Genomic DNA, 19,644 nt, shown 5'->3' on the forward strand with positions numbered 1-19,644 from the left:
TCATCCCCAACCTGGTCGCGGGCAACTATGATGTCATCATGGCCGGCATGTCGATTACCGACGAGCGGCTTGAGACCATCAATTTCACCCAGGACTATTTCCCGCCCGATCCCTCCAACTACATCGCCGCAACCGGTGCGGGCATCGATATCGAAAGCCCCTCGGGTCTGCGCATCGGCGTTCAGGGCAACACCATCCAGGCAGCCTATGCCGAGGAAAACTTTGCCGCCGATAACACCATCGTCTCGTTTGCCACCTTCGATCAGTCGATCGCCGATCTGGCCGCCGGCAATGTCGATGTGGTCCTCGCTGACGGCTCCTCGCTCGATCCGGTCGTCGCCAATTCCGGCGGCGCGCTGGAAATGTTCGGCCCCGATGTCATGATCGGCGGCGGCGTCGGCGGCGGTGTCCGCAAGGAAGACACCGACCTGCTCGCAACGCTGGACGAAGCCCTGACCGCGCTCAAGGCCGACGGTACCGTCGATGCCCTGATCGCCGAATGGTTCGACGGCGCGGGTCCGTTCTACACGGAATAATCGCAAACCTGTGCCCGGCGGGCGTCCGACTGGGACATTCGCCGGGCATCTCACGCAAGGGGCACGCGCGTGGACGCTGACGCCTTCTGGCTTTTCGATCTGGTAGGCGAAGATATCGCCTTCTGGCTTGGCTATCTGACAAACGGCAAGCACCTCAACTGGTACGCCAGTTTCCGCTTCACCATCATGGCTGCCGTCTTCGGCGGCTGCCTTGCGCTTGTCTTCGGGCTTTTGGGCGCCATGGCAAAGGCCTCGCGCTTCACGGCCCTGCGGGCCATCGGCACGATCTATGTCAGCATGGTGCGCGGCGTTCCCGACGTGCTGTTCTTCCTGTTTTTCCCGCTGGCGTTCGAACAGGGTGTGGAATGGGTCTGGGCCATGCAGGTCTGCACCCCGGACACGATTGCCGCCACGCAGGCCAACTGGCCGCCCTGCGGCGAAGCGAACTGGCTGCTCTCGACCAATGAATACCTTGTCCTGGCCTGCGTATCGCTGGGCATCATCTTTGGCGCCTTTACAGCCAACGTCATCCACGGCGCCATGCGCGCGGTGCCCCAGGGCCAACTCGAAGCCGCGCGCGCCTACGGCATGAGCGATTTTCAGGTCTTGACGCGCATCCATATCCGCCAGATGTGGGTCTATGCCCTGCCCGGCCTTTCCAATGTCTGGCTGCTGCTCATCAAGGCCACATCGCTCCTTTCCCTGCTCCAGATCGCCGATATCGTCTGGTGGGCGGGGCAATTGGGTTCTCCCAACTTCCTGCCTCAGGCAGGCCTTGTGCACGGCGATTGGCGCTGGGCCTATTTCATTGCGCTGTTTGTCTTTTACATCCTCATCACCCTGCTTTCGGAAAAGGGCTTTTCGCGGCTCACGACCTGGGCCCGGCGCGGCATGCCGGTGGAGGGCTAGGCGATGGACCTGATCGAAACACTGCTCGCCGAAATCCCGCTCTACGCCGGACCGGCACTGTTCAACATCTATTTTGCGGCCGCTTCCCTGCCCATCGGCTTTGTCTTTGCGGTGCTGCTCGCGCTCGGCAAGAATTCGAAAAACCCCATCGTCCGGCGCCTGTGCTCGGCCTATATCTATGCTTTTCGCGGCTCGCCGCTGTTTATCCAGTTCTTCATGTTCTATTCCATCATGCTGGCGCTCAACGCTGTCTGGTGGCGCCCATTGGGCATTGCGTGGCTGATGATGAACCCGCTTTTCATCGGCCCGCTCGCCCTGGTGATGAACACCGCCGCCTACAGCGCCGAAATCATCTACGGCGCCCTGCGCACGGTTCCCCGCGGCGAAATCGAAGCCGCCCGCGCTTACGGCATGACCCCCTTTCAGGTGTTCAGGACCGTCACATGGCCCAACACGATCCGCATTGCCTGGCCTGCCTACACAAACGAAGTCGTGTTTCTTTTCCACTCGACCGCGCTTGTCTATTTCACCCTGCCGGTCATCAATGCCCAGCGTGATATCCTCAACACAGCGCAAAACCTGTTTGAGCGCGACTACAACGCCTTCCTCCATTTTTCGGTCGCTGCTCTATGGTTTCTCGCCGTTACCATGGTCATTTTCTTTGTCTTCGGGCGCGTTTATGAACGCATGATGCGCCACATGCCCAAAGAGCGCGCCACCTCCCGTCCGCGCCTGCGCTTCGGTCCCAAATATATCCGGTAATTTCTCATGGCCTTTGACCGCATCACCCACACCATCGACGCCGATTCTCCCGGCACGACGTCCGAGTTGACGGTTTTCAAGATCGGCCCCGCCGACGCGGCGACCAAAATCTATATGCAGGCCGCGCTCCATGCCGACGAGCAGCCGGGCATCATGGCGCTGCACCATCTTCTGCCGCTGCTCAAGTCCGCCGACGAAAAAGGCGAACTCAGCGCCCGCTTCTCCATTTTTCCAATGGTCAACCCGCTTGGCATGGGCCAGCGGGTGTTCGAAGACCATTTGGGACGATACGACTTCCGCTCGGGCACCAATTTCAACCGCCGCTGGCCCGATCTCTTTGCCGCCGTGGCCACAAAGGTCGCCCAGAACCTCACCGACGATGCAGCTGCCAATGTCGCAATGATCCGCCAGGCGGTGCGCGACTGGCTCGACACCCAGAGGCCAACCACGGCCATGCAGAAATTGCGGCATCTGGTGATGACCGAAGCCTATGACGCCGACTACGTCCTTGACCTCCATTGCGACAACGAAGCGTTGGTCCATCTGTTCGTCACCCCCGATTCCATGGCCGAACTCTCAGAGCTTGCCGACCACATGGGCTCGGTTGCCCAGCTGACCGCAGAGGACTCGGGCGGCGGCTCGTTCGACGAAGTCTGGCCCTCGCTCTGGACGCGCCTGCGCCAGGCCCATCCTGATAAGCCCATCCCCTTTTCAGCCCGCGCCGCAACGCTCGAATATCGCGGCCAACCCGATGTTTTCGACGATATCGGCAAGGACGACGCAGCCCGACTCCTTGGCTTCTTTCGGGCCAAAGGGTTTGTTGCCGGCCCACCGCCCAAGGTTGGGCCGGCCCCCGCGCCATCCCCCCTGAGCGCCACCGAAATGCTGCGCGTCGACCAGGCAGGGCTGCTCGCCTACCGCGTCGAATTGGGCGATCAAGTCGAGAAGGGACAGCCCATCGCCGATCTCATCGCCCTTGCCGGCCCCGGTGCCTTTACCGAGCGCACACCGATCCTTGCGGGCACGTCGGGCCGGGTCATATCGCGCAACGTCGCCAAATTCGTCGTGCCGGGCAATTCCATCGCGAAGATCGTCGGCACCGAGCCTCTGGCCAGCCGACAGGGCTACCTCTTGGAGGACTGATCGCGCACCGGAACATAGACGAAGCGCGGCATTTCGATCTTGAAGACGATGGCCAGTGTCCGAAGCGTAAAGCCCAAGACCATGGCTGCTATCGTCATTAGCTCGACCGGAAATCCAGCCTGTATTCCGAAAAAGAACACGCAGGCGGTGATCGCCGATACGGTTGCGTAAAGCTCGCCGGAAAACAGCAACGGCACATCGTTGCACAAGACGTCACGCAAGACGCCCCCCACGCACCCTGTAATGATTCCGGCCACGATGACGATCAGCACCGGCTGGCCCATTTCCATGGCCACCATGCAGCCAGAAATGGTGAACACCACGAGCCCCACGGCATCGAGCAACAGGAAGATCAGCTTGAGCCGTTCCATGATCCGGGCCACCGCAATTGTGAACAGCGCCGCGGCCGTTGTAACCAGCAGATAGGCGGGCTGATCGACCCACAACAGCGGGTAGTGACCAAGCAGTAGATCCCGCGCCGTGCCTCCGCCCAGCGCCGTTACGCATCCCAGAACGCAGACCCCGAACCAGTCCATGTTGCGCCGTCCCGCCGCCAGCGCCGCGGACATCGATTCGGCGGCCAGAGCGATGACGAAAAGCGTGTGCAGCAACATAAGAGCCCTCCTTGTGGATGGCCCTGACCATGCCGGCTAACGCATTGCCGGTAAAGCGCGATTGCGGAAGCCTTTGCTTTACCGCTATCGTTACAGAGCGAGCGTGGGAACAATCAGGAGTCTGCCTATGGCGATCAAGGCCGCGATCTATCATCTCACGCATTACAAATACGACCGACCGGTCACTCTCGGCCCGCAGATCATCCGGCTCCAGCCCGCCCCCCATTCGCGCACCAAGGTGCTCAGCCATTCGCTAAAAGTCAGTCCTTCCAATCACTTCGTCAATATTCAGCAGGACCCCTACGGTAACTTTCAGGCGCGATACGTCTTTCCCGAGCCGGTGACCGAGCTCAAGATCGAGGTCGATCTCGTTGCCGACATGACGGTTTACAACCCGTTCGACTTTTTCGTGGAGCCCGAGGCGGGGACCTGGCCGTTTACCTATCCCGAGGCCATTGCGCCCGATCTGGAGATTTACAGCAAGCCCGATCCGAGCTTTGGGCCCCTGTTTAAGGATCTGCTGGCTTCCATCGACCGGACGCCCAAGAACACTGTCGATTTCGTGGTCGAACTCAATGCGCGGCTGCAGCGCGAGATCGGCTATATCGTCCGGCTCGAACCGGGCGTGCAAACGCCAGAGGAGACACTGGAAAAGGCCAAGGGGAGTTGCCGAGACACCGGGTGGCTGCTGGTTAACACCTTGAGACATCTGGGCTTTGCTGCGCGGTTCGTTTCGGGATACCTCATTCAGCTCAAGCCCGACCTGAAAGCGCTCGACGGCCCATCGGGCACCGAAAACGACTTCACCGACCTCCATGCCTGGTGTGAGGTGTACCTGCCTGGGGCCGGCTGGGTTGGGCTCGATCCGACCTCGGGATTGCTGACCGGGGAAAGCCATATTCCGCTCGCGGCGACCCCCCATTTCGCCAATGCCGCCCCGATTTCGGGGCTCGCGAGCTTTGCCAATGTCGAGTTCGATTTCGACATGACGGTCACCCGCATCGCCGAACATCCGCGCATCACCAAGCCATTTTCCGACTCCGATTGGGTGGAGTTGTGCTCTCGGGGCCGCCAGATTGACCAAGATTTGGCAAACAATGACGTTCGGTTGACGATGGGGGGCGAGCCGACCTTCGTTTCCATCGACGACTTCGAATCCGGCGAGTGGAATGCCGATGCGGTCGGCCCCACCAAGCGCGAAAAAGCCGACATCCTGATCCGCCGTCTCCAGCAGCGTTTCGCGCCCGGTGGGTTCCTCCATTACGGGCAGGGCAAATGGTATCCGGGCGAAACTTTGCCCCGCTGGACCTTCTCGCTCTATTGGCGCAAGGACGGCGAGCCGGTCTGGAAAAATCCCGACCTGATCGCCCACGAGACCTCGGACAAGACCCCGAGCCCCGACCAGGCCAAGGCCTATCTCACCGAATTTGCCATGGCACTGGGTCTGGACGGCTCGACCGTCCAGCCGGCCTTTGAAGATCCCGCCGACTGGATCTTGAAAGAAGGCAATCTGCCCGAGAACGTCGATCCGACAAATCCCAAGCTCAAGGACCCCGAAGAGCGCATGCGCATGACGCGGGTCTTTGAGCGCGGGCTGACCGATCCGACCGGCTATGTGCTGCCGGTCCAGAAATGGAACGCCCCCGCGCAAGCCTCGCGCTGGCTGACCGAGGTGTGGCAGACACGGCGCGGCAAGCTGTTTCTGGTGGCCGGGGATTCGCCCGTCGGCTACCGCCTGCCGCTGGGCACCCTGCCCCATATCCCCGAAAGCGATTATCCCCATATCGTGGCCGAGGACCCCACCATCCCGCGCGCACCCCTGCCGCCGCGCGACGAATTGCCGGTGGCCAGCCTTGTCGCCGACGAGGTCATTGCCCAGACGCAGATCGAACAGGAAATCACCGACATCGAAGGCAAGGTGCGCACCGCGCTTTCGGTCGAACCGCGTGACGGCCGGCTGACGGTGTTCATGCCGCCAACCGAAAAACTCGAAGACTATCTCGAACTGATCGCCGCCGCCGAAACGGCCGCCGAAAAGCTGGGCCTGCCGGTCCATATCGAAGGCTATTCGCCCCCATCGGACCCGCGCCTCAACGTGATCCGGGTGGCGCCCGATCCCGGGGTCATCGAGGTCAATGTCCACCCGGCGGCCAATTGGGACGAGTGTGTCTCGATCACCGAGGCGGTTTATGAAGAGGCGCGGCTGTCCCGGCTGGGCGCCGACAAATTCATGATAGACGGCAAGCACACCGGCACCGGCGGCGGCAATCACGTCGTTGTCGGTGGCGCGACGCCCAATGACAGCCCGTTCCTGCGCCGCCCCGACCTGCTCAAATCGCTGATCCTGCACTGGCAGCGCCATCCCTCGCTGTCCTATCTGTTTTCCGGCCTGTTCATCGGCCCCACCAGCCAGGCTCCACGCTTTGACGAGGCGCGGCACGACAGCCTTTACGAGCTTGAAATCGCCATGGCGCAGGTGCCAGCCCCCGGCGAGGGTGATGCGCCACGGCCCTGGCTGGTCGACCGTCTGTTCCGCAATCTGCTGGTCGATGTGACCGGCAACACGCACCGCTCGGAAATCTGCATCGACAAGCTCTATTCGCCGGATGGTACGACCGGACGGCTGGGGCTCGTCGAATTCCGTGGCTTCGAGATGCCGCCCAACGCCAAGATGAGCCTCGCCCAGCAATTGCTGGTCCGCGCGCTGATCGTGAGGTTCTGGAAAGACCCGATCAAGGGCAAGCTGGTCCGCTGGGGCACAAGGCTGCACGACCGGTTCATGCTGCCCCACTACGTCTGGGCCGATTTTCTCGACGTGCTCGATGACCTCCGCCAGCACGGCTATGACTTCAAACCCGAATGGTTCCAAGCCCAGCTCGAATTCCGCTTTCCCTTCTGCGGTGAGGTGACGGTCGCGGGCCACACACTCGAAATCCGTCAGGCGCTCGAACCCTGGCACGTCATGGGCGAAACCGGCGCCATCGGCGGAACCGTACGCTATGTCGATTCCTCGCTCGAACGGCTACAGGTCAAGCTGACCGGCGCCGAGCCCGAACGCTACACTGTTGCCTGCAACCGCCGCCCGGTTCCGCTGACCAGAACCGATCTGTCCGGCGTCTCGGTGGCGGGGGTGCGCTACAAGGCCTGGCAACCCGCCTCGGGTCTCCATCCCGAACTGCCGGTCAACACCCCGCTGGTGTTCGACGTTTATGACAATTGGACGGGACGTGCCGTGGGCGGGTGCATTTATCACGTCGCCCACCCGGCCGGCCGGAACTATGAAACCTTTCCTGTGAATGCCAACGAGGCCGAAGCAAGACGGCTTGCGCGATTCATAGCCAATGGACATAGTGCCGGATCGTATGATTTGCCGGCCGAAGCGCCCACGCCCGAGTTTCCTCTGACGCTGGACCTGAGGCGACCCCACCAGTGGCTTTAGATGACCGCTTCTCCCTCCGCCGCCAAGGCACAAAAGATGCCTGACCTGATCGGCGCGTATCGCCCGATCTCGGGCGTGCCCGATGAAATGGTCGCGCCCGACGGCACGGTCAAACCCGGCTGGTTCAAATTCATGTCGGCGCTGGACGCGCTGGGGGCCGAGGAGCTGACCAACCGCTTCCAGCACGCCGACCAGTACCTGCGCGACGCGGGCGTTTTCTACCGCATGTATGACGGGCTCGAACAGGGCGAGCGCGACTGGCCGCTGGCCCATATCCCGCTGTTGATCGCCGAGGACGAATGGCGCGGCATCGAAGCCGGCCTTGCCCAGCGCGCCGACCTGCTCGAAACGGTGATTGCCGATATCTATGGCAACAACGCTCTGGTCCGCGATGGCCTGCTGCCGCCCGAGCTGATTGCCGGCAATCCCGAATTCCTGCGCCCCATGGTCGGCATCGAACCCATGAGCGGCCATCACCTTCATTTCTGCGCCTTCGAGCTTGGCCGCGGCCCCGATGGGCGCTGGTGGGTGCTGGGCGACCGGACACAGGCACCCTCGGGGGCGGGGTTTGCTCTGGAAAACCGGGTGGCGACCACCCGCGCTTTGGCCGATATCTATGCCGATCTCAACGTCCACCGCCTGGCCGGCTTTTTCCGCGATTTCCGCAACGCGCTGACCGACATGGGCGGCAATGGATCGGGCCGCGTGGCGATCCTCACCCCCGGCCCGCTCAACGAAACCTATTTCGAGCACGCCTATATCGCGCGCTACCTTGGCTTCCTGCTGGTGCAGGGCGAGGACCTCGTTGTCGTCGATGGCGAGGTCATGGTGCGCACCGTCTCCGGGCTCAAGCCGATTTCGGTGCTCTGGCGGCGGTTGGACGGGGACTTTACCGACCCGCTGGAGTTGCGCCAGGACAGCCACATCGGCACCCCCGGCCTGACCGAAGCGGTGCGGCGCGGATCGGTGGCGTTCGTCAATTCGCTGGGAGCGGGAATTTTGGAAACCCGTGCGCTCGGCGCCTTCCTGCCGGCCATCGCCAGATCACGGCTGGGCTCCGATCTGGCACTGCCCAACATCGCCACATGGTGGTGCGGCGGCGAAGAGGCCCGCGCCTATGTGCGCGACAATTTCAATGACCTGCTGGTCGGCCCGGCGCTCTCCACCCTTTTGTCCATCGACGATGACGGCGGCACTGCCGCCATTGCCGATCTCGACCCGGCGGCGCGCGCCGACCTGCTGGCAAAAATCGAATCCGACCCCAAAGCCTTCGCGGCGCAGGAAGCGGTCAAGCTCTCAACGGCCCCGGTCTATGTCGGCGGCGCGCTCGAACCGCGCCCCATAACGCTGCGGGTTTATGCCGCCCGCACGGCAGAGGGCTGGTCGATCATGCCGGGCGGCTTTGCCCGCGTCGGCTATGCGCTCGATACCGCCGCCATTGCCATGCAGCGCGGGGGACAGGCCGCCGATGTGTGGGTGGTCAGCGAAAGCGAGGTCGAACAGGTCACCCTGCTCGCCAAATCCAATTCAACGATCGAACGCAACCCGTCGGGCAATCTGCCCTCTCGCGCCGGGGACAATCTGATCTGGCTGGGGCGCTATGCCGAGCGCTGCGAGGCCAGCGTTCGCATCCTGCGCGCCTATCATCTGCGGCTTGCCGAACTGGGCCGCGAGGACAACCCACTGCTGGTGGCCACAAGCGCCTATCTCGAACCGCTCGGCATCGACGCCACCGAAGCGGTCCCGGCCGGGCTTCTGGCCATTATCGATGGCGCGGTGCGCTCGGCCAGCCAGATCCGCGACCGCTTTTCGCCCGATGGCTGGCTGGCGCTGACCGATTTGCAAAAGACCGCCAGGCGGTTTGCGCGCACCATAAAGCCCGGCGACGACGCCACCCGCGCCATGACGGTGCTGCTGCGCAAGCTGGCCGGTTTTTCCGGCCTCGTGCATGAAAACATGTACCGCTTTGCCGGCTGGCGCTTCCTTGAAATCGGGCGCCGGCTCGAACGCGGCATCCAGATTGCCGAAATCGCCACATGGCTGTGCGCGCCCGACGCGCCGGAAGGGGCGACCGAAATGCTGCTCGAAATCGGCGACAGCGTGATGACCCACCGCCGGCGCTATGGATATGGCTATGGCAATCTGGGCGCTGTGGAATTGCTGATTTCCGATCCGCTCAACCCGCGCTCGGTGATGTTTCAGCTGACCGAACTGCTCGAGCAACTCAAGGAACTGCCCGGCGGCTATGTCGATGGCCAGCTCTCGGCCGCCGCCAAGGCCGCTCTCAAACTCCAGACCGAACTGGCGGTGATCGACGCCGCCGACGTGAACCCCGACATGCTGGTTGGGGTCGGCAACGGGCTGGCCAACATCTCCAATTTGATCTCGGAGATGTATTTCTGATGGCCAAGGACGGGGCTTTCCAATTCTCCGCCGTCACCCCGGCCTTGAGCCGGGATCCAGTAACCGGCAGCGCCCGTAAATCGTTCGCTCGCGCTGAGCGTACTGGACCCCGGCTCAAGGCCGGGGTGACCAAGTGGGGGGTGCGGGCGATGCGCTGCGATTTTGCTCACCGCCGGGCGTCCTGACCATGCTCTACGACATCCGGCTCAAGCTCGATTATGCCTATGATGCCCCGGTTTCGGGTGGGCGGCATCTGGTGCGGGTGTTTCCGGCCAATCTGGCGGGCATCCAGCGGGTCGTGGCGGCGAGCCTGACCGTCGATCCCCAACCGGCCGAACGCTCCGAGTTTGTCGACTTCTTCGGCACCCGCGTGGCGGCGCTCGCCTATCGCAGCGCCCATGAGGCTCTCGATATCGCCATTGCAGCCCGGGTCGAAGTGCTGCGCGGCGATCCGGGCATCGATTTCACGCCAACGCTCGAGACGCTCCATGCCGAAATCGCCGGCAACTGGGACATGGGATCGCTCTCACCCCATCATTTCCTCAGCCCCAGCCCCCGCATCGCCATAGAGCCGGCGATCACCGCCTATGCCAGATCGAGCGTCAAGCAAGCGATTTCGGTGCGCGAGCTGGCCCACCATCTGGGTCTGCGCATCCATGCCGATTTTGCCTATGACGGCGAGGCGACGCTGGTCGATACCCCAGTGACCGAGGCCTTCGCGCTCAGGCGCGGCGTGTGTCAGGATTTCGCGCACATCATGATTGCCGGCCTGCGCGGGCTGGGCGTTCCGGCGGGCTATGTCTCGGGGTTCCTGCGCACCATACCGCCCGAAGGCGAAGAGCGGCTCGAAGGCGCGGACGCCATGCACGCCTGGGTGAAAGTGTGGTGCGGGCGCGAAACCGGGTGGGTCGAGTTCGATCCCACAAACGCGATTTTCGCCGGCCAGGATCATATCGTCATCGGCTATGGGCGCGATTATTCCGACGTCACTCCAATCGTGGGCATGCTGCGCTCGGCGGGCGGGCAGGAAACGACACAGGCCGTGGACGTTCTGGAAGTCGGCTAGAGTGAGGTCAGAAAAAGTTGCAGACTTTTTCGGTTCGACCGCACGACCAACGCTTAGACACCTCCCATGCGGCGGGCCATGAATTTTTCCAGCCCCACGAACCCGTCATAGATCAAGACCGCCAGAGCGCCCACGATCAGCCCGCCCTGCAAGACGAAAGCCGTGTTGCCCGAAACCAGCCCGGCAATGATCACTTCGCCCAGGGTGCGGGCCGCAACGGTCGAGCCGATGGTGGCGGTCGAGAGCGAGATGACTGCCGAAAGCCTGATGCCCGCAAGGATCACCGGAAGCGCCAGCGGCAATTCGACCCCCGCCAGACGCTGCCAGCCGGTCATGCCGGTGCCGCGCGATGCCTCGCGCACCGAGGGGGCCAGCGACGTCAGCCCGGTCAGGGCGTTCTCGAAAATCGGCAGCAACCCGTACAAAAACAGCGCAACCAGAGTTGGCCCTGTGCCGAACCCGAGCATGGGCACGGCCAGCGCCAAAACCGCGACCGGCGGGAAGGTCTGCCCGATATTGGCGATGGCGCGCGAAAGGGGCAGGAATTCCTCGCCGAACGGGCGCGTGACCAGAATGGCCAGCCCGACCGCGAACAGCGTTGCGAGCACGGTGGCAAACCCCACGATGGCCAGATGACTCAGGGTGAGCGAGAGGATGGTCGTCTGGGTGTAGATCGGCGGTGTGCCCTCGCGCACCAGCGGCGCAAACAGCGGCGCAAAGCTTTGCGGCGTCACGATGAACGCGATGAGCAACGCCAGAACCACCAGCCTTATGACGACCCCGATCTTCATTGCGGCCGCGCTGCCCGTTTTTCCAGCGCCGCGCGGGTGACGATGCCGATGGGTACGCCGTCTTTGGTCACCGGCAGGGCCGGTCGCTGCGACCAGAGCATTTCCGAATAGGCGTCGCGCAGCGACAGGTGGGTGTCGACAGGCTGGCCCTCGGCCTCGCCCGGTTCGACCACCGAAGATACGTGATCGAGGGTCAAAAGCCTAAACGCCTTGTCGCCAGATCCCAGCATCGCCTCGACGAAATCGTCCACCGGATTGGCGATGATTTCCTGGGGCGAAGCGTATTGCAAAACCTTGCCCTCGCTCATCACGGCGATGCGGTCGCCCAGCCGGATGGCCTCGTCCATGTCGTGGGTGACAAGGACGACGGTGGTGCCCAGCCGCTGCTGGATTTCCACCAGATCGGCCTGCGCCTTGGCGCGGATGATCGGGTCGAGCGCGCCGAACGGCTCGTCCATGAGCAGGACCAGCGGTCCGGCGGCGAGGGCGCGGGCGACCCCGACACGCTGTTTCTGGCCACCCGAAAGCTCGTGCGGCATGCGCGAGCGGTATTGGTCGGGCTCGAGCTGGAACATCTCCAAAAGCTCGTCCACCCGCGCGGAGATCTTGTGCTTGTCCCAGCCCAAAAGGCGCGGGACGGTGCCGATATTGTGGGCGACGTCGCGATGGGGAAACAGCCCGTGCCCCTGAATGGCGTAGCCGATCTGGCGCCGCAATTCGTAGGGGGGCAGATCGTGAGTATCCTGGCCGTCGATGCGAATGGCGCCGGCACTGGGCTCGACCAGCCGGTTGATCATGCGCAACAGCGTGGTCTTGCCCGAGCCCGAGGTGCCCACGATGGCAACGATTTCCCGGCTGGGGATGGAGAGCGTTACATCGTCGACGACGGCGCGGCCGTCATAGGTCTTGGTGAGATGGTCGATTTCGATCATGGTCTTGCCCTCTGGCGGCCCTGGCTCAATTCCACCCCGGCGTCGAGCACGATGGCCGCCGCGAACGCCATGGCGACGGCGGGGATCGCCCCGAGCAGAACGAGCGGCATGGCGGTTTGCGAAATGCCCTGGAACACGAAGGTGCCAAGCCCCCCGCCCCCGATCAGCCCGGCGATGACCGCCAGACCGATATTCTGGACCAAAATGATGCGGATACCGGTGAGGATCACCGGGAAAGCCAGAGGCAGCAAAACACCTGTCATGCGCTGCCCATTGGTCATGCCCATGCCGCGCGCTGCTTCATTGGCATCGCGCGGCACCCCGTCAAGGCCGACGACGGTGTTGGACACAATGGGCAGCAGCGAATAGGCAAACAGCGCCAGAAAGGCCGGGGCGTAGCCGATACCGCCGATGCCAAGCTCGCGCGCGCCGGGCACGTTGGCGCCGATCCAGGCCATGGGCGCGATCAACAGCCCGAACAGCGCAATCGAGGGGACGGTCTGGACCACATTGAGGCTGCCCAGAATACCGGCCCGGACGCGGGGTATGCGGTAGCACACGATTCCCACCGGAACCCCGATCAGCACCGCCGCGGCCACCGATCCGAAGGCAAGAAACAGATGGACCTGCAATTGGGCAAAAAACGCCGACTGCCGACCCTGATATTCGCGCATCACCGCCAGATCGTCCCACAGGCCCGAAGCAAGGATGCCCCACAGAACCGCGGCCACTCCGATCAGAATGCCGACCCGGGCGAACGGCCCGAGCTTGAGCCGGGCCAGGGCGTCGGTCGCGGCCAGCGCAAAAGCAAAGACCATGATCCACACACCCGAGCCGGGCGAAACACGGGCATAGGTATCGCCTTCGGGGATCAAAGCGGATGCCCCCATGCCCACGGCGACCGCCAGCGCGATCAGCGCGAGGCTGGCGACCGCGAGCCGGATAGCGAGCGGGGTCTTGAGCAGCAGGACCAGGAGCGCAACGGCCAGCGCACCATAAAGCGCGATGCCGCCGACGCCGAGCGCGTCCCAGGCGGGAACCGCCTCGCCGGGGACGATCCGGTTGGCGCGAAAGACGAGAAAGGACTGAAAGACGAGCGCGAAAAGCCCCAGAGCGGCAACAACCACTCCGAGCTTGTCGATACGCAATGAATGTGTCCCGGCCCGGGCGAGCGCCGTCAAGATGGTTGGGGCCGCACCATGTTAAGCGCGGCCCTTTCCCTTTTAGAGAAAGCCGTTTTCGGTCAGGTAGGATTCGGCGACCGCTTCGGCCGGTTCGCCTCCCACCTGCACGCGGCCGTTGAGATCCTGCAGCACTTCGAGCGTCAGGCCCTCAAACACCGGGGCAAGGATTTCCGCGATCTGCGGATATTCGTCCAGCACGTCCTGGCGGATGATCGGCGCAGGCGCATAGACCGGCTGCACGCCCATATCGTCATCCATGACCACGAGCCCGGACGGCGCGATGCCGCCATCGGTGCCATAGACCATGGCCGCGTTGGCGCCCGAGGTCTGGTTGGCCGCAGCCGAAATGGTCGCTGCGGTGTCGCCACCCGAAAGCTGGATCAACTGGTCTGAAGAAAGCTCGAACCCGTAGGCCTCCTGAAAGGCGGGCAAGGCAGCAGGCGAGGTCACGAACTCGCTCGATGCGGCAAGCACGATTTCACCGCCATCAGCGATATAGGCGCCGAAATCGGACATGGTCGCCAGCCCGTTTTCCTCGGCGACATCCGAGCGCACGGCAATGGCCCATGTGTTGTTGGCCGGCGAAGGCGTGAGCCAGACGACACCGTTTTCGGAAAGGTCCATTTCGGCAACCCGGTCGAACCCGGCCTGCGCGTCATTCCAGACGTCTTCGTCCTCAAGACCGAAAAAGAACGCGCCATTGCCCGTATATTCCGGGTAGATGTCGATCTGGCCGGCTGCAATCGCCTCGCGCACGATGGGCGTCGCGCCAAGCTGGATGCGGTTCTCGGTCTCGATATCGTTGGCCTGCAGCATCTGGGCAATGATGTTGCCCAAAACACCACCCTCGGTATCGATCTTGGACGAGACGACCACCTGCCCGTAGGCAGTCGTGGTCAGCGCGGCAGCAACAGCCGCGCCAGCAATGATGGAAAGCAGTTTCACGGATTTTCTCCCGGTCTGACTCTGGTCATGGACTCAGCCTCGTAGCCTACAGCCTGAAGCCGGGATGACCACCCCTGAGTTTAGAAATTATCGTGAACGGATTTTGTTCCCTTTGAGGTCCGCGATGAACTGGCCGCCACGCAAAATAACCTCGTGTCACCCCGGCCCGGAGCCGGGGTCCAGTACACTCGGATTTTTTGGCTGAAGCCCAGGCGCTGCCGTTTACCGGATCCCGGGTCTTCGCCCGGGATGACCGCTGAGTTTGTGTAGCCTTCACGGGAAAAGCGCTACCCCATCGAATAAGGCAGATACCCGATAAACCCCGTGAGCTTCCACGCGCCCTCGATCCGCGCCAGCGTATAGACCGACTGCCAGTCGAGGATGTCGAAGGTGCCGTCTTTCATGGCGACCTTGCCGTTGAACTTCTTGTGCGCCAGCGCGCGGTCTGCGGTGATTTCGATGTCGGTGAGTTCGGTCGCGCCGAATACGCCGGCCCGGGCGGTTTCGATTTCGGCCCGAGGCGCGAAATCGCGGGCGCCGGCCAGCCAGGAATCGCGATAGCTCTCCAGCGTCGGGAAACTGACCCGCCAGTCATCGGGATTGCCCGAGGCCCTGCCATCGATGCCCATGAAGCGCTCGGCGGCGAAATCGGGTTCGACCATCGACCAGTCACACGCCAGAAACGCCTCGATGTCGCGCGCCACCAGCATTTCCCAGATGGCATGGCGATCGGGGTCATCGGCGAAGGGATTGAGCGCGTAAAGGTCCATTTATTTGAGCATGTCCCTGTAGATGCCCGGTTTGGAATTGGGGATTTCCATGGCGTCGAGCTTCTTTTTGTAAAAGTCCACAGGCCCCGGATCGCCAATCACCGCGTAAGCAAAGCCCCTGTCGCGCAGATCTTCGAGCGTTCGGAACAACAGCGCCTCCCCGATCCCCCGCCCGCGCGCCGTTTCGAGCACGCCGGTCGGCCCAAAAAAGCCCCGCGCCGTGACATCGCCGCAGGCAAAACCCAAAAGGCCCGACGCATCCGTCGCCAGCCACACATCGATGGGCTGGTGGGAAAACCCCACTTCGACCTCGCTGCGCCAATGGCGGGAAAAATGGGCCTCGACCCAGTCGGCAACCAGCCCGCGCTCGGGAGGGAGCGCCCGGCGCAGGGTGGCACCTTGTCCCGAAACGCGCGAATAGTCGTAGCGGGGAAGATCGTAAAGGCGAACGAGAAGGTCCATCAGGCGGCGTCCATGTCCTGGAATCTGTGACGCACAAAATGCCCCGGCTCGACCTCGACGGGCAAGCCCGCCGGCTTGCGCGCCAGCGCCCGCACCTTTTCGATGTTCTGGGCAAACGCCCTGCCCCCATCCGCATCGGCAACAAAGCGGACATTGGGGTCTGGCACGGCCGAGAGCAGCACCTTGGTATAGGCATGTTGCGGATTGGAAATAACGCTGTCCGAGGGCCCCCACTCGACCACCTGCCCACCGAACATTACCGCGGTGTCCTCAGCCAGATAATGGGCGGTGGCGATATCGTGGGTAATGTAGAGGAATGTGATGCCGCGCTCGGCCTTCATGCGTTGCATCAGGCCCAGCACCGATTTGCGGATCGACACGTCGAGCATGGAGGTGGGCTCGTCCGCAACGATCAGTTCGGCCCCCACCGCAAGCGCCCGGGCCAGATTGACCCGCTGGCGCTGGCCGCCCGACAGTTCGTGCGGATATTTTTCCAGCGTCACGGCGGGGTCCAGTTCCACATCGGCCAGAACGCCCCGCACCGCATCGGCCAGCCCGCTGCCGCCAAGCTTTTTGTGCAGTTTGAGCGGGCGTTCGAGGTGGTGACGGATGGTATGGGCCGGATTGAGCGCGGCAAACGGGTCCTGAAACACCATCTGCACGGCCTGCGAATAGGCAAGTTCCTCGGCGCGCCCCTTGATATCGGCAATGTTGCGGCCCTTGAACCTCACCTGGCCTTCAGAAAGCTGAAACAACCGGGTGACGGCCCGCCCGATTGTCGATTTGCCCGAGCCCGATTCACCAACGATGGCAAGGGCCCTGCCCTTTTCAACGCTCAGCGAGACATTGCGCATGGCAACGACCTCCTTGGCGGCGCCGAACATGGGCTTGAGATGAAAGACTTTCGAGGCGTTGTCGATTTCGAGAAGCGGTGCGTCAGACATCAACTTGCCTCCCTCACTGCGATCTTTGGCATCGCATCCCAGAGCTTGCGCGTGTAGTCGTGCTGCGGATCGGAAACGATGGCGGCGGTCGGCGCGTGTTCGACGATCTCGCCCTCGAGCATTACGGCGATCCGATCGGCAAACTGGCTCATCAGCGCCAGATCATGGGTTATGAACAGGATCGAGAACCCGAACTGCGCCTTGAGCGCCATGATTTCCTGCAGGATTTCGCGCTGCACCACCACATCGAGCGCCGTGGTGGGCTCGTCCATGATGATCAGCTTGGGGTTGAGCGCCAGCGCCATGGTCAGCACCACCCGCTGGCGCATGCCGCCCGAAAGCTGGTGCGGGTAATCGTCGAGCCGTGCGGCGGGGATGCCGACAAGAGCCAACAGCTCTTCGGCCCGCGCCCGGATTTCCGGCCGTGAAAGGCCAGTGTGCCGCGCCAGCATGTCACGGAACTGCTCGAACAGGGTCAGCACCGGATTGAGCGAGTTCATCGCGCTTTGAAACACCATGGACACCGACGACCAGCGCCATTTTTCCAGTTTGGCGGCCGGCATGGCCAGCACATCGGTGCCATCGATCGTAATGGAGCCCTTGGAGATGATGGCGGGCGGGCGGTGCAGGCGCATCAGGGAAAAGGCGATCGTCGATTTCCCCGAACCCGATTCTCCGGCCAGCCCCATCACCTCGCCCTGCCCGATATCGAAATCGACGTTCCTGACGGCGGTGAACAACCCCTTGCCGGTGAGATAATCGACCTGCAAGCCGCGAACCGAAACCAGTGCTCTCATTGTGCTGCCTCCAGCTTGCCGGCCGCGCGCTGACGGTCGAGCTTTTCCTGCGCTTTGGCGGCCGCCGCTATGGTACCGAGCGTGCGCAGCCGCGGGTTGGAGATTTCATCGACCCCGAAATTGAGAAGCGAGAGCCCGATGCCGATGCCCGCCACCGCAACGGCCGGGGCCAGCACTTCCCACCACGCCCCCACGGTGATCGCCGATGAATTCTGGGCATGGTAGAGCATGGTGCCCCACGACACCGACATGGGATTGCCCAGGCCCAGAAATTCCAGCGTCGCCTGGGTGATGATGGTGTAGGTCACCGAACCGATGAAATTGAACCCTATGATCGAGAGCAGGTTGGGCAGCAATTCCACAAAGATCATCCGGTGGGCCGGCTCGCCGATCAACTCGGACGCCTGGATATATTCGCGCTGGCGCAAGGTCATTGTCTGGGCGCGCGTCACCCGCGCGCCCCATGCCCATGAGGTCACCCCGATGATGATGGCGATGACGACGGGTGAGGTCTGGCCAACGAAGGCGGCGATCACCAAGAGCAGCGGCAGTTGGGGAATGACGAGCACGACATTGGTGCAGAAATTGATGATCTCGTCGATAACGCCCCCGAAATAGCCCGCGGCAATGCCCAAAACGGTGCCGATCATCACCACCAGCAGCCCGGCGAAAAACCCTACGGCCAGCGAGGTGCGCGTGCCATAGACCAGTTGCGAAAAGACGTCGCGTCCCATCCGGGTCGTGCCCATCAGCGCCTCGCCATCGGGGGGCGTATGGGGGCGGCCCACCCGCGCCATGGGATCGGCGCCCAGGATCATCGGCCCGAAAACGGCGACCAGGACATAGGCGAGCACGATCAGCAGGCCGAAGGCCGCCTTTCGGTTGCGCAGAAAAACCTTGAGGGTTTCAACCATGATCTCAGGCCCTCCGCAGACGCGGGTCGAGCAGCACATAGGCCAGATCGACGATGAGGTTTGCCGTCAGGATCGCCAGCGTCATGATGAGCAGCTGGCCCTGGATGAGCGGGTAATCGCGGGTGACGATGCCGATATAGAGCGTCTGGCCGAGGCCGGGATAGTTGAACACCACCTCGGTGACCAGCGAGCCGCCAAGGATTGCGCCCAGCGTCAGCCCCAGCGACGTGACCGAAGGCAGGAGCGCGTTGCGGGCCGCGTAGTTGAACTTGACCCGGCGTTCCGACAGCCCCTTGGCCAGGCCCATGATCACATGGTCCTCGCCGAGCTGGCCGATCATGTTGTTGCGCATGGTGACCAGATAGCCGCCCACGAAAACGATCATCAGCGAGATGACCGGCATCAGGCCGTGGACGAAGACCGAGCTGATGTAGGTCCAGGTAAAGCCTGGGTCCAGGCTGGGATTGAAGGCATATCCGGTCGGCAGCCAGCGCAGGGCAACGCCGAAAACGAACAATGCGACAATGGCGATCACAACCGGCGGAATGGCCTGCAGGGCCAGCGACGCGGGGGTGATGATGGCATCGAACGCCCCGCCGCGCTTCCAGGCGGCAAAAATGCCCATCAACGTGCCGATGGCAAAGGCCAGCACCGTCGCGCACCCGGCCAGAAGCAGCGTCCAGGGCAGCGCATAGCCGAGCCGCTCGTTGACCGTCTGGGGATAAAACCGGATCGAATAGCCGAAATCGCCGGTAAACACCGATTTGAGATAGGAGAAATACTGCTCGTGCAGCGGACCTGTGGCAAACCCGAAGGTTTCGATCAGCGCGGCCCGCGCTTCGGGCGGGATCGTCGTTTGCGACTGGGCAAACATGATGTCGATGGGATTGCCGGGCATCAGCCGCGGCAGAATGAAATTGATGGTGGCCGCAACGAAGAATGCGGCGATGTAAAAGCCCAGTCGGCGCAGGACGAAAGCCATTCTTTCTCTCCGCTACGAGGATGAGATGACGCGGCCCGAAGGCCGCGTCAC

General features: G+C 62.9%; 18 protein-coding genes. 7 read left to right on the plus strand and 11 right to left on the minus strand.

Features of this window, described 5'->3' with window-relative positions:
- The 4 genes from AACZ55_RS07170 to AACZ55_RS07185 form a co-directional block, all read left to right on the plus strand.
- A partial coding sequence (locus AACZ55_RS07170) for a transporter substrate-binding domain-containing protein (protein ID WP_339644638.1) occupies positions 1 to 536 on the plus strand: 536 nt, incomplete at its 5' end.
- Between the two features lie 69 nt (positions 537 to 605).
- Positions 606 to 1,445 (plus strand): ABC transporter permease subunit, encoded by an 840-nt coding sequence (locus AACZ55_RS07175; RefSeq protein WP_339644641.1) that lies wholly within the window; start codon positions 606 to 608, stop codon positions 1,443 to 1,445.
- Positions 1,446 to 1,448: 3 nt separating this feature from the next.
- Positions 1,449 to 2,207 (plus strand): ABC transporter permease subunit, encoded by a 759-nt coding sequence (locus AACZ55_RS07180; RefSeq protein WP_338609636.1) that lies wholly within the window; start codon positions 1,449 to 1,451, stop codon positions 2,205 to 2,207.
- 6 nt (positions 2,208 to 2,213) lie between these two features.
- The gene (locus tag AACZ55_RS07185) at positions 2,214 to 3,350 is read left to right on the plus strand and encodes a succinylglutamate desuccinylase/aspartoacylase family protein (RefSeq protein WP_339644645.1); all 1,137 of its coding nucleotides are present in this window, start codon (positions 2,214 to 2,216) and stop codon (positions 3,348 to 3,350) included.
- Here AACZ55_RS07185 and AACZ55_RS07190 read toward each other — a convergent pair.
- On the minus strand, positions 3,332 to 3,964 hold the full coding sequence (locus AACZ55_RS07190; RefSeq protein ID WP_338609634.1) for a trimeric intracellular cation channel family protein: 633 nt from the start codon (positions 3,962 to 3,964) through the stop codon (positions 3,332 to 3,334). The two genes, AACZ55_RS07185 and AACZ55_RS07190, sit on opposite strands and share 19 nt — an antisense overlap.
- Positions 3,965 to 4,091: 127 nt before the next feature.
- Between AACZ55_RS07190 and AACZ55_RS07195 the strand changes: the two genes are divergently transcribed.
- The 3 genes from AACZ55_RS07195 to AACZ55_RS07205 all read left to right on the plus strand — a co-directional run bounded on the left by AACZ55_RS07195 (position 4,092) and on the right by AACZ55_RS07205 (position 10,872).
- A complete protein-coding gene (locus tag AACZ55_RS07195; protein WP_339644647.1) occupies positions 4,092 to 7,403 on the plus strand; it encodes a transglutaminase family protein in 3,312 nt (1,103 codons plus the stop codon).
- 36 nt (positions 7,404 to 7,439) lie between these two features.
- The gene (locus AACZ55_RS07200; RefSeq protein WP_339644650.1) at positions 7,440 to 9,806 is read left to right on the plus strand and encodes a circularly permuted type 2 ATP-grasp protein; all 2,367 of its coding nucleotides are present in this window, start codon (positions 7,440 to 7,442) and stop codon (positions 9,804 to 9,806) included.
- Between the two features lie 187 nt (positions 9,807 to 9,993).
- Positions 9,994 to 10,872 (plus strand): transglutaminase family protein, encoded by an 879-nt coding sequence (locus AACZ55_RS07205; protein ID WP_338609631.1) that lies wholly within the window; start codon positions 9,994 to 9,996, stop codon positions 10,870 to 10,872.
- Positions 10,873 to 10,925: 53 nt separating this feature from the next.
- Here AACZ55_RS07205 and AACZ55_RS07210 read toward each other — a convergent pair whose 3' ends face one another.
- The 10 genes from AACZ55_RS07210 to AACZ55_RS07255 form a co-directional block, all read right to left on the minus strand.
- Positions 10,926 to 11,663 carry an ABC transporter permease gene (locus AACZ55_RS07210; protein ID WP_339644653.1) on the minus strand — a complete coding sequence of 246 codons (738 nt, stop codon included), beginning with the start codon at positions 11,661 to 11,663 and terminating at the stop codon, positions 10,926 to 10,928.
- Entirely contained in the window at positions 11,660 to 12,595 is a 936-nt protein-coding gene (locus tag AACZ55_RS07215; RefSeq protein WP_338609629.1) for an ABC transporter ATP-binding protein, read from the minus strand. The genes AACZ55_RS07210 and AACZ55_RS07215 overlap by 4 nt, the downstream gene beginning before the upstream one ends.
- On the minus strand, positions 12,592 to 13,743 hold the full coding sequence (locus AACZ55_RS07220) for an ABC transporter permease (protein ID WP_338609628.1): 1,152 nt from the start codon (positions 13,741 to 13,743) through the stop codon (positions 12,592 to 12,594). Before AACZ55_RS07220 ends, AACZ55_RS07215 begins: the two co-directional genes overlap by 4 nt.
- Positions 13,744 to 13,818: 75 nt before the next feature.
- On the minus strand, positions 13,819 to 14,718 hold the full coding sequence (locus AACZ55_RS07225) for an ABC transporter substrate-binding protein (RefSeq protein WP_338610642.1): 900 nt from the start codon (positions 14,716 to 14,718) through the stop codon (positions 13,819 to 13,821).
- 293 nt (positions 14,719 to 15,011) lie between these two features.
- Positions 15,012 to 15,494 carry a hypothetical protein gene (locus AACZ55_RS07230; protein ID WP_339644658.1) on the minus strand — a complete coding sequence of 161 codons (483 nt, stop codon included), beginning with the start codon at positions 15,492 to 15,494 and terminating at the stop codon, positions 15,012 to 15,014.
- The gene (locus tag AACZ55_RS07235; protein WP_339644661.1) at positions 15,495 to 15,956 is read right to left on the minus strand and encodes a GNAT family N-acetyltransferase; all 462 of its coding nucleotides are present in this window, start codon (positions 15,954 to 15,956) and stop codon (positions 15,495 to 15,497) included.
- Entirely contained in the window at positions 15,956 to 16,900 is a 945-nt protein-coding gene (locus AACZ55_RS07240; RefSeq protein ID WP_338609625.1) for an ATP-binding cassette domain-containing protein, read from the minus strand. Before AACZ55_RS07240 ends, AACZ55_RS07235 begins: the two co-directional genes overlap by 1 nt.
- Complete coding sequence (locus tag AACZ55_RS07245; protein ID WP_339644665.1) at positions 16,900 to 17,697, minus strand: ABC transporter ATP-binding protein; 798 nt, start codon at positions 17,695 to 17,697, stop codon at positions 16,900 to 16,902. Before AACZ55_RS07245 ends, AACZ55_RS07240 begins: the two co-directional genes overlap by 1 nt.
- The gene (locus AACZ55_RS07250) at positions 17,694 to 18,611 is read right to left on the minus strand and encodes an ABC transporter permease (RefSeq protein ID WP_338609623.1); all 918 of its coding nucleotides are present in this window, start codon (positions 18,609 to 18,611) and stop codon (positions 17,694 to 17,696) included. The genes AACZ55_RS07245 and AACZ55_RS07250 overlap by 4 nt, the downstream gene beginning before the upstream one ends.
- A 4-nt stretch (positions 18,612 to 18,615) precedes the next feature.
- Entirely contained in the window at positions 18,616 to 19,593 is a 978-nt protein-coding gene (locus AACZ55_RS07255) for an ABC transporter permease (protein WP_338609622.1), read from the minus strand.
- Positions 19,594 to 19,644: the final 51 nt, after the last annotated feature.

Source organism: uncultured Pelagibacterium sp. (assembly GCF_963972885.1).
GTDB lineage: Bacteria > Pseudomonadota > Alphaproteobacteria > Rhizobiales > Devosiaceae > Pelagibacterium > Pelagibacterium nitratireducens.

Coding starts and splice junctions, on each gene's coding strand:
- AACZ55_RS07210 (WP_339644653.1), bottom strand. CDS start 11,663: ATGAAGATCGGGGTCGTCATAAGGCTGGTGGTTCTGGCGTTGCTCATC.
- AACZ55_RS07190 (WP_338609634.1), bottom strand. CDS start 3,964: ATGTTGCTGCACACGCTTTTCGTCATCGCTCTGGCCGCCGAATCGATG.
- AACZ55_RS07235 (WP_339644661.1), bottom strand. CDS start 15,956: ATGGACCTTCTCGTTCGCCTTTACGATCTTCCCCGCTACGACTATTCG.
- AACZ55_RS07245 (WP_339644665.1), bottom strand. CDS start 17,697: ATGAGAGCACTGGTTTCGGTTCGCGGCTTGCAGGTCGATTATCTCACC.
- AACZ55_RS07180 (WP_338609636.1), top strand. CDS start 1,449: ATGGACCTGATCGAAACACTGCTCGCCGAAATCCCGCTCTACGCCGGA.
- AACZ55_RS07240 (WP_338609625.1), bottom strand. CDS start 16,900: ATGTCTGACGCACCGCTTCTCGAAATCGACAACGCCTCGAAAGTCTTT.
- AACZ55_RS07215 (WP_338609629.1), bottom strand. CDS start 12,595: ATGATCGAAATCGACCATCTCACCAAGACCTATGACGGCCGCGCCGTC.
- AACZ55_RS07195 (WP_339644647.1), top strand. CDS start 4,092: ATGGCGATCAAGGCCGCGATCTATCATCTCACGCATTACAAATACGAC.
- AACZ55_RS07250 (WP_338609623.1), bottom strand. CDS start 18,611: ATGGTTGAAACCCTCAAGGTTTTTCTGCGCAACCGAAAGGCGGCCTTC.
- AACZ55_RS07230 (WP_339644658.1), bottom strand. CDS start 15,494: ATGGACCTTTACGCGCTCAATCCCTTCGCCGATGACCCCGATCGCCAT.
- AACZ55_RS07185 (WP_339644645.1), top strand. CDS start 2,214: ATGGCCTTTGACCGCATCACCCACACCATCGACGCCGATTCTCCCGGC.
- AACZ55_RS07200 (WP_339644650.1), top strand. CDS start 7,440: ATGCCTGACCTGATCGGCGCGTATCGCCCGATCTCGGGCGTGCCCGAT.
- AACZ55_RS07205 (WP_338609631.1), top strand. CDS start 9,994: ATGCTCTACGACATCCGGCTCAAGCTCGATTATGCCTATGATGCCCCG.
- AACZ55_RS07255 (WP_338609622.1), bottom strand. CDS start 19,593: ATGGCTTTCGTCCTGCGCCGACTGGGCTTTTACATCGCCGCATTCTTC.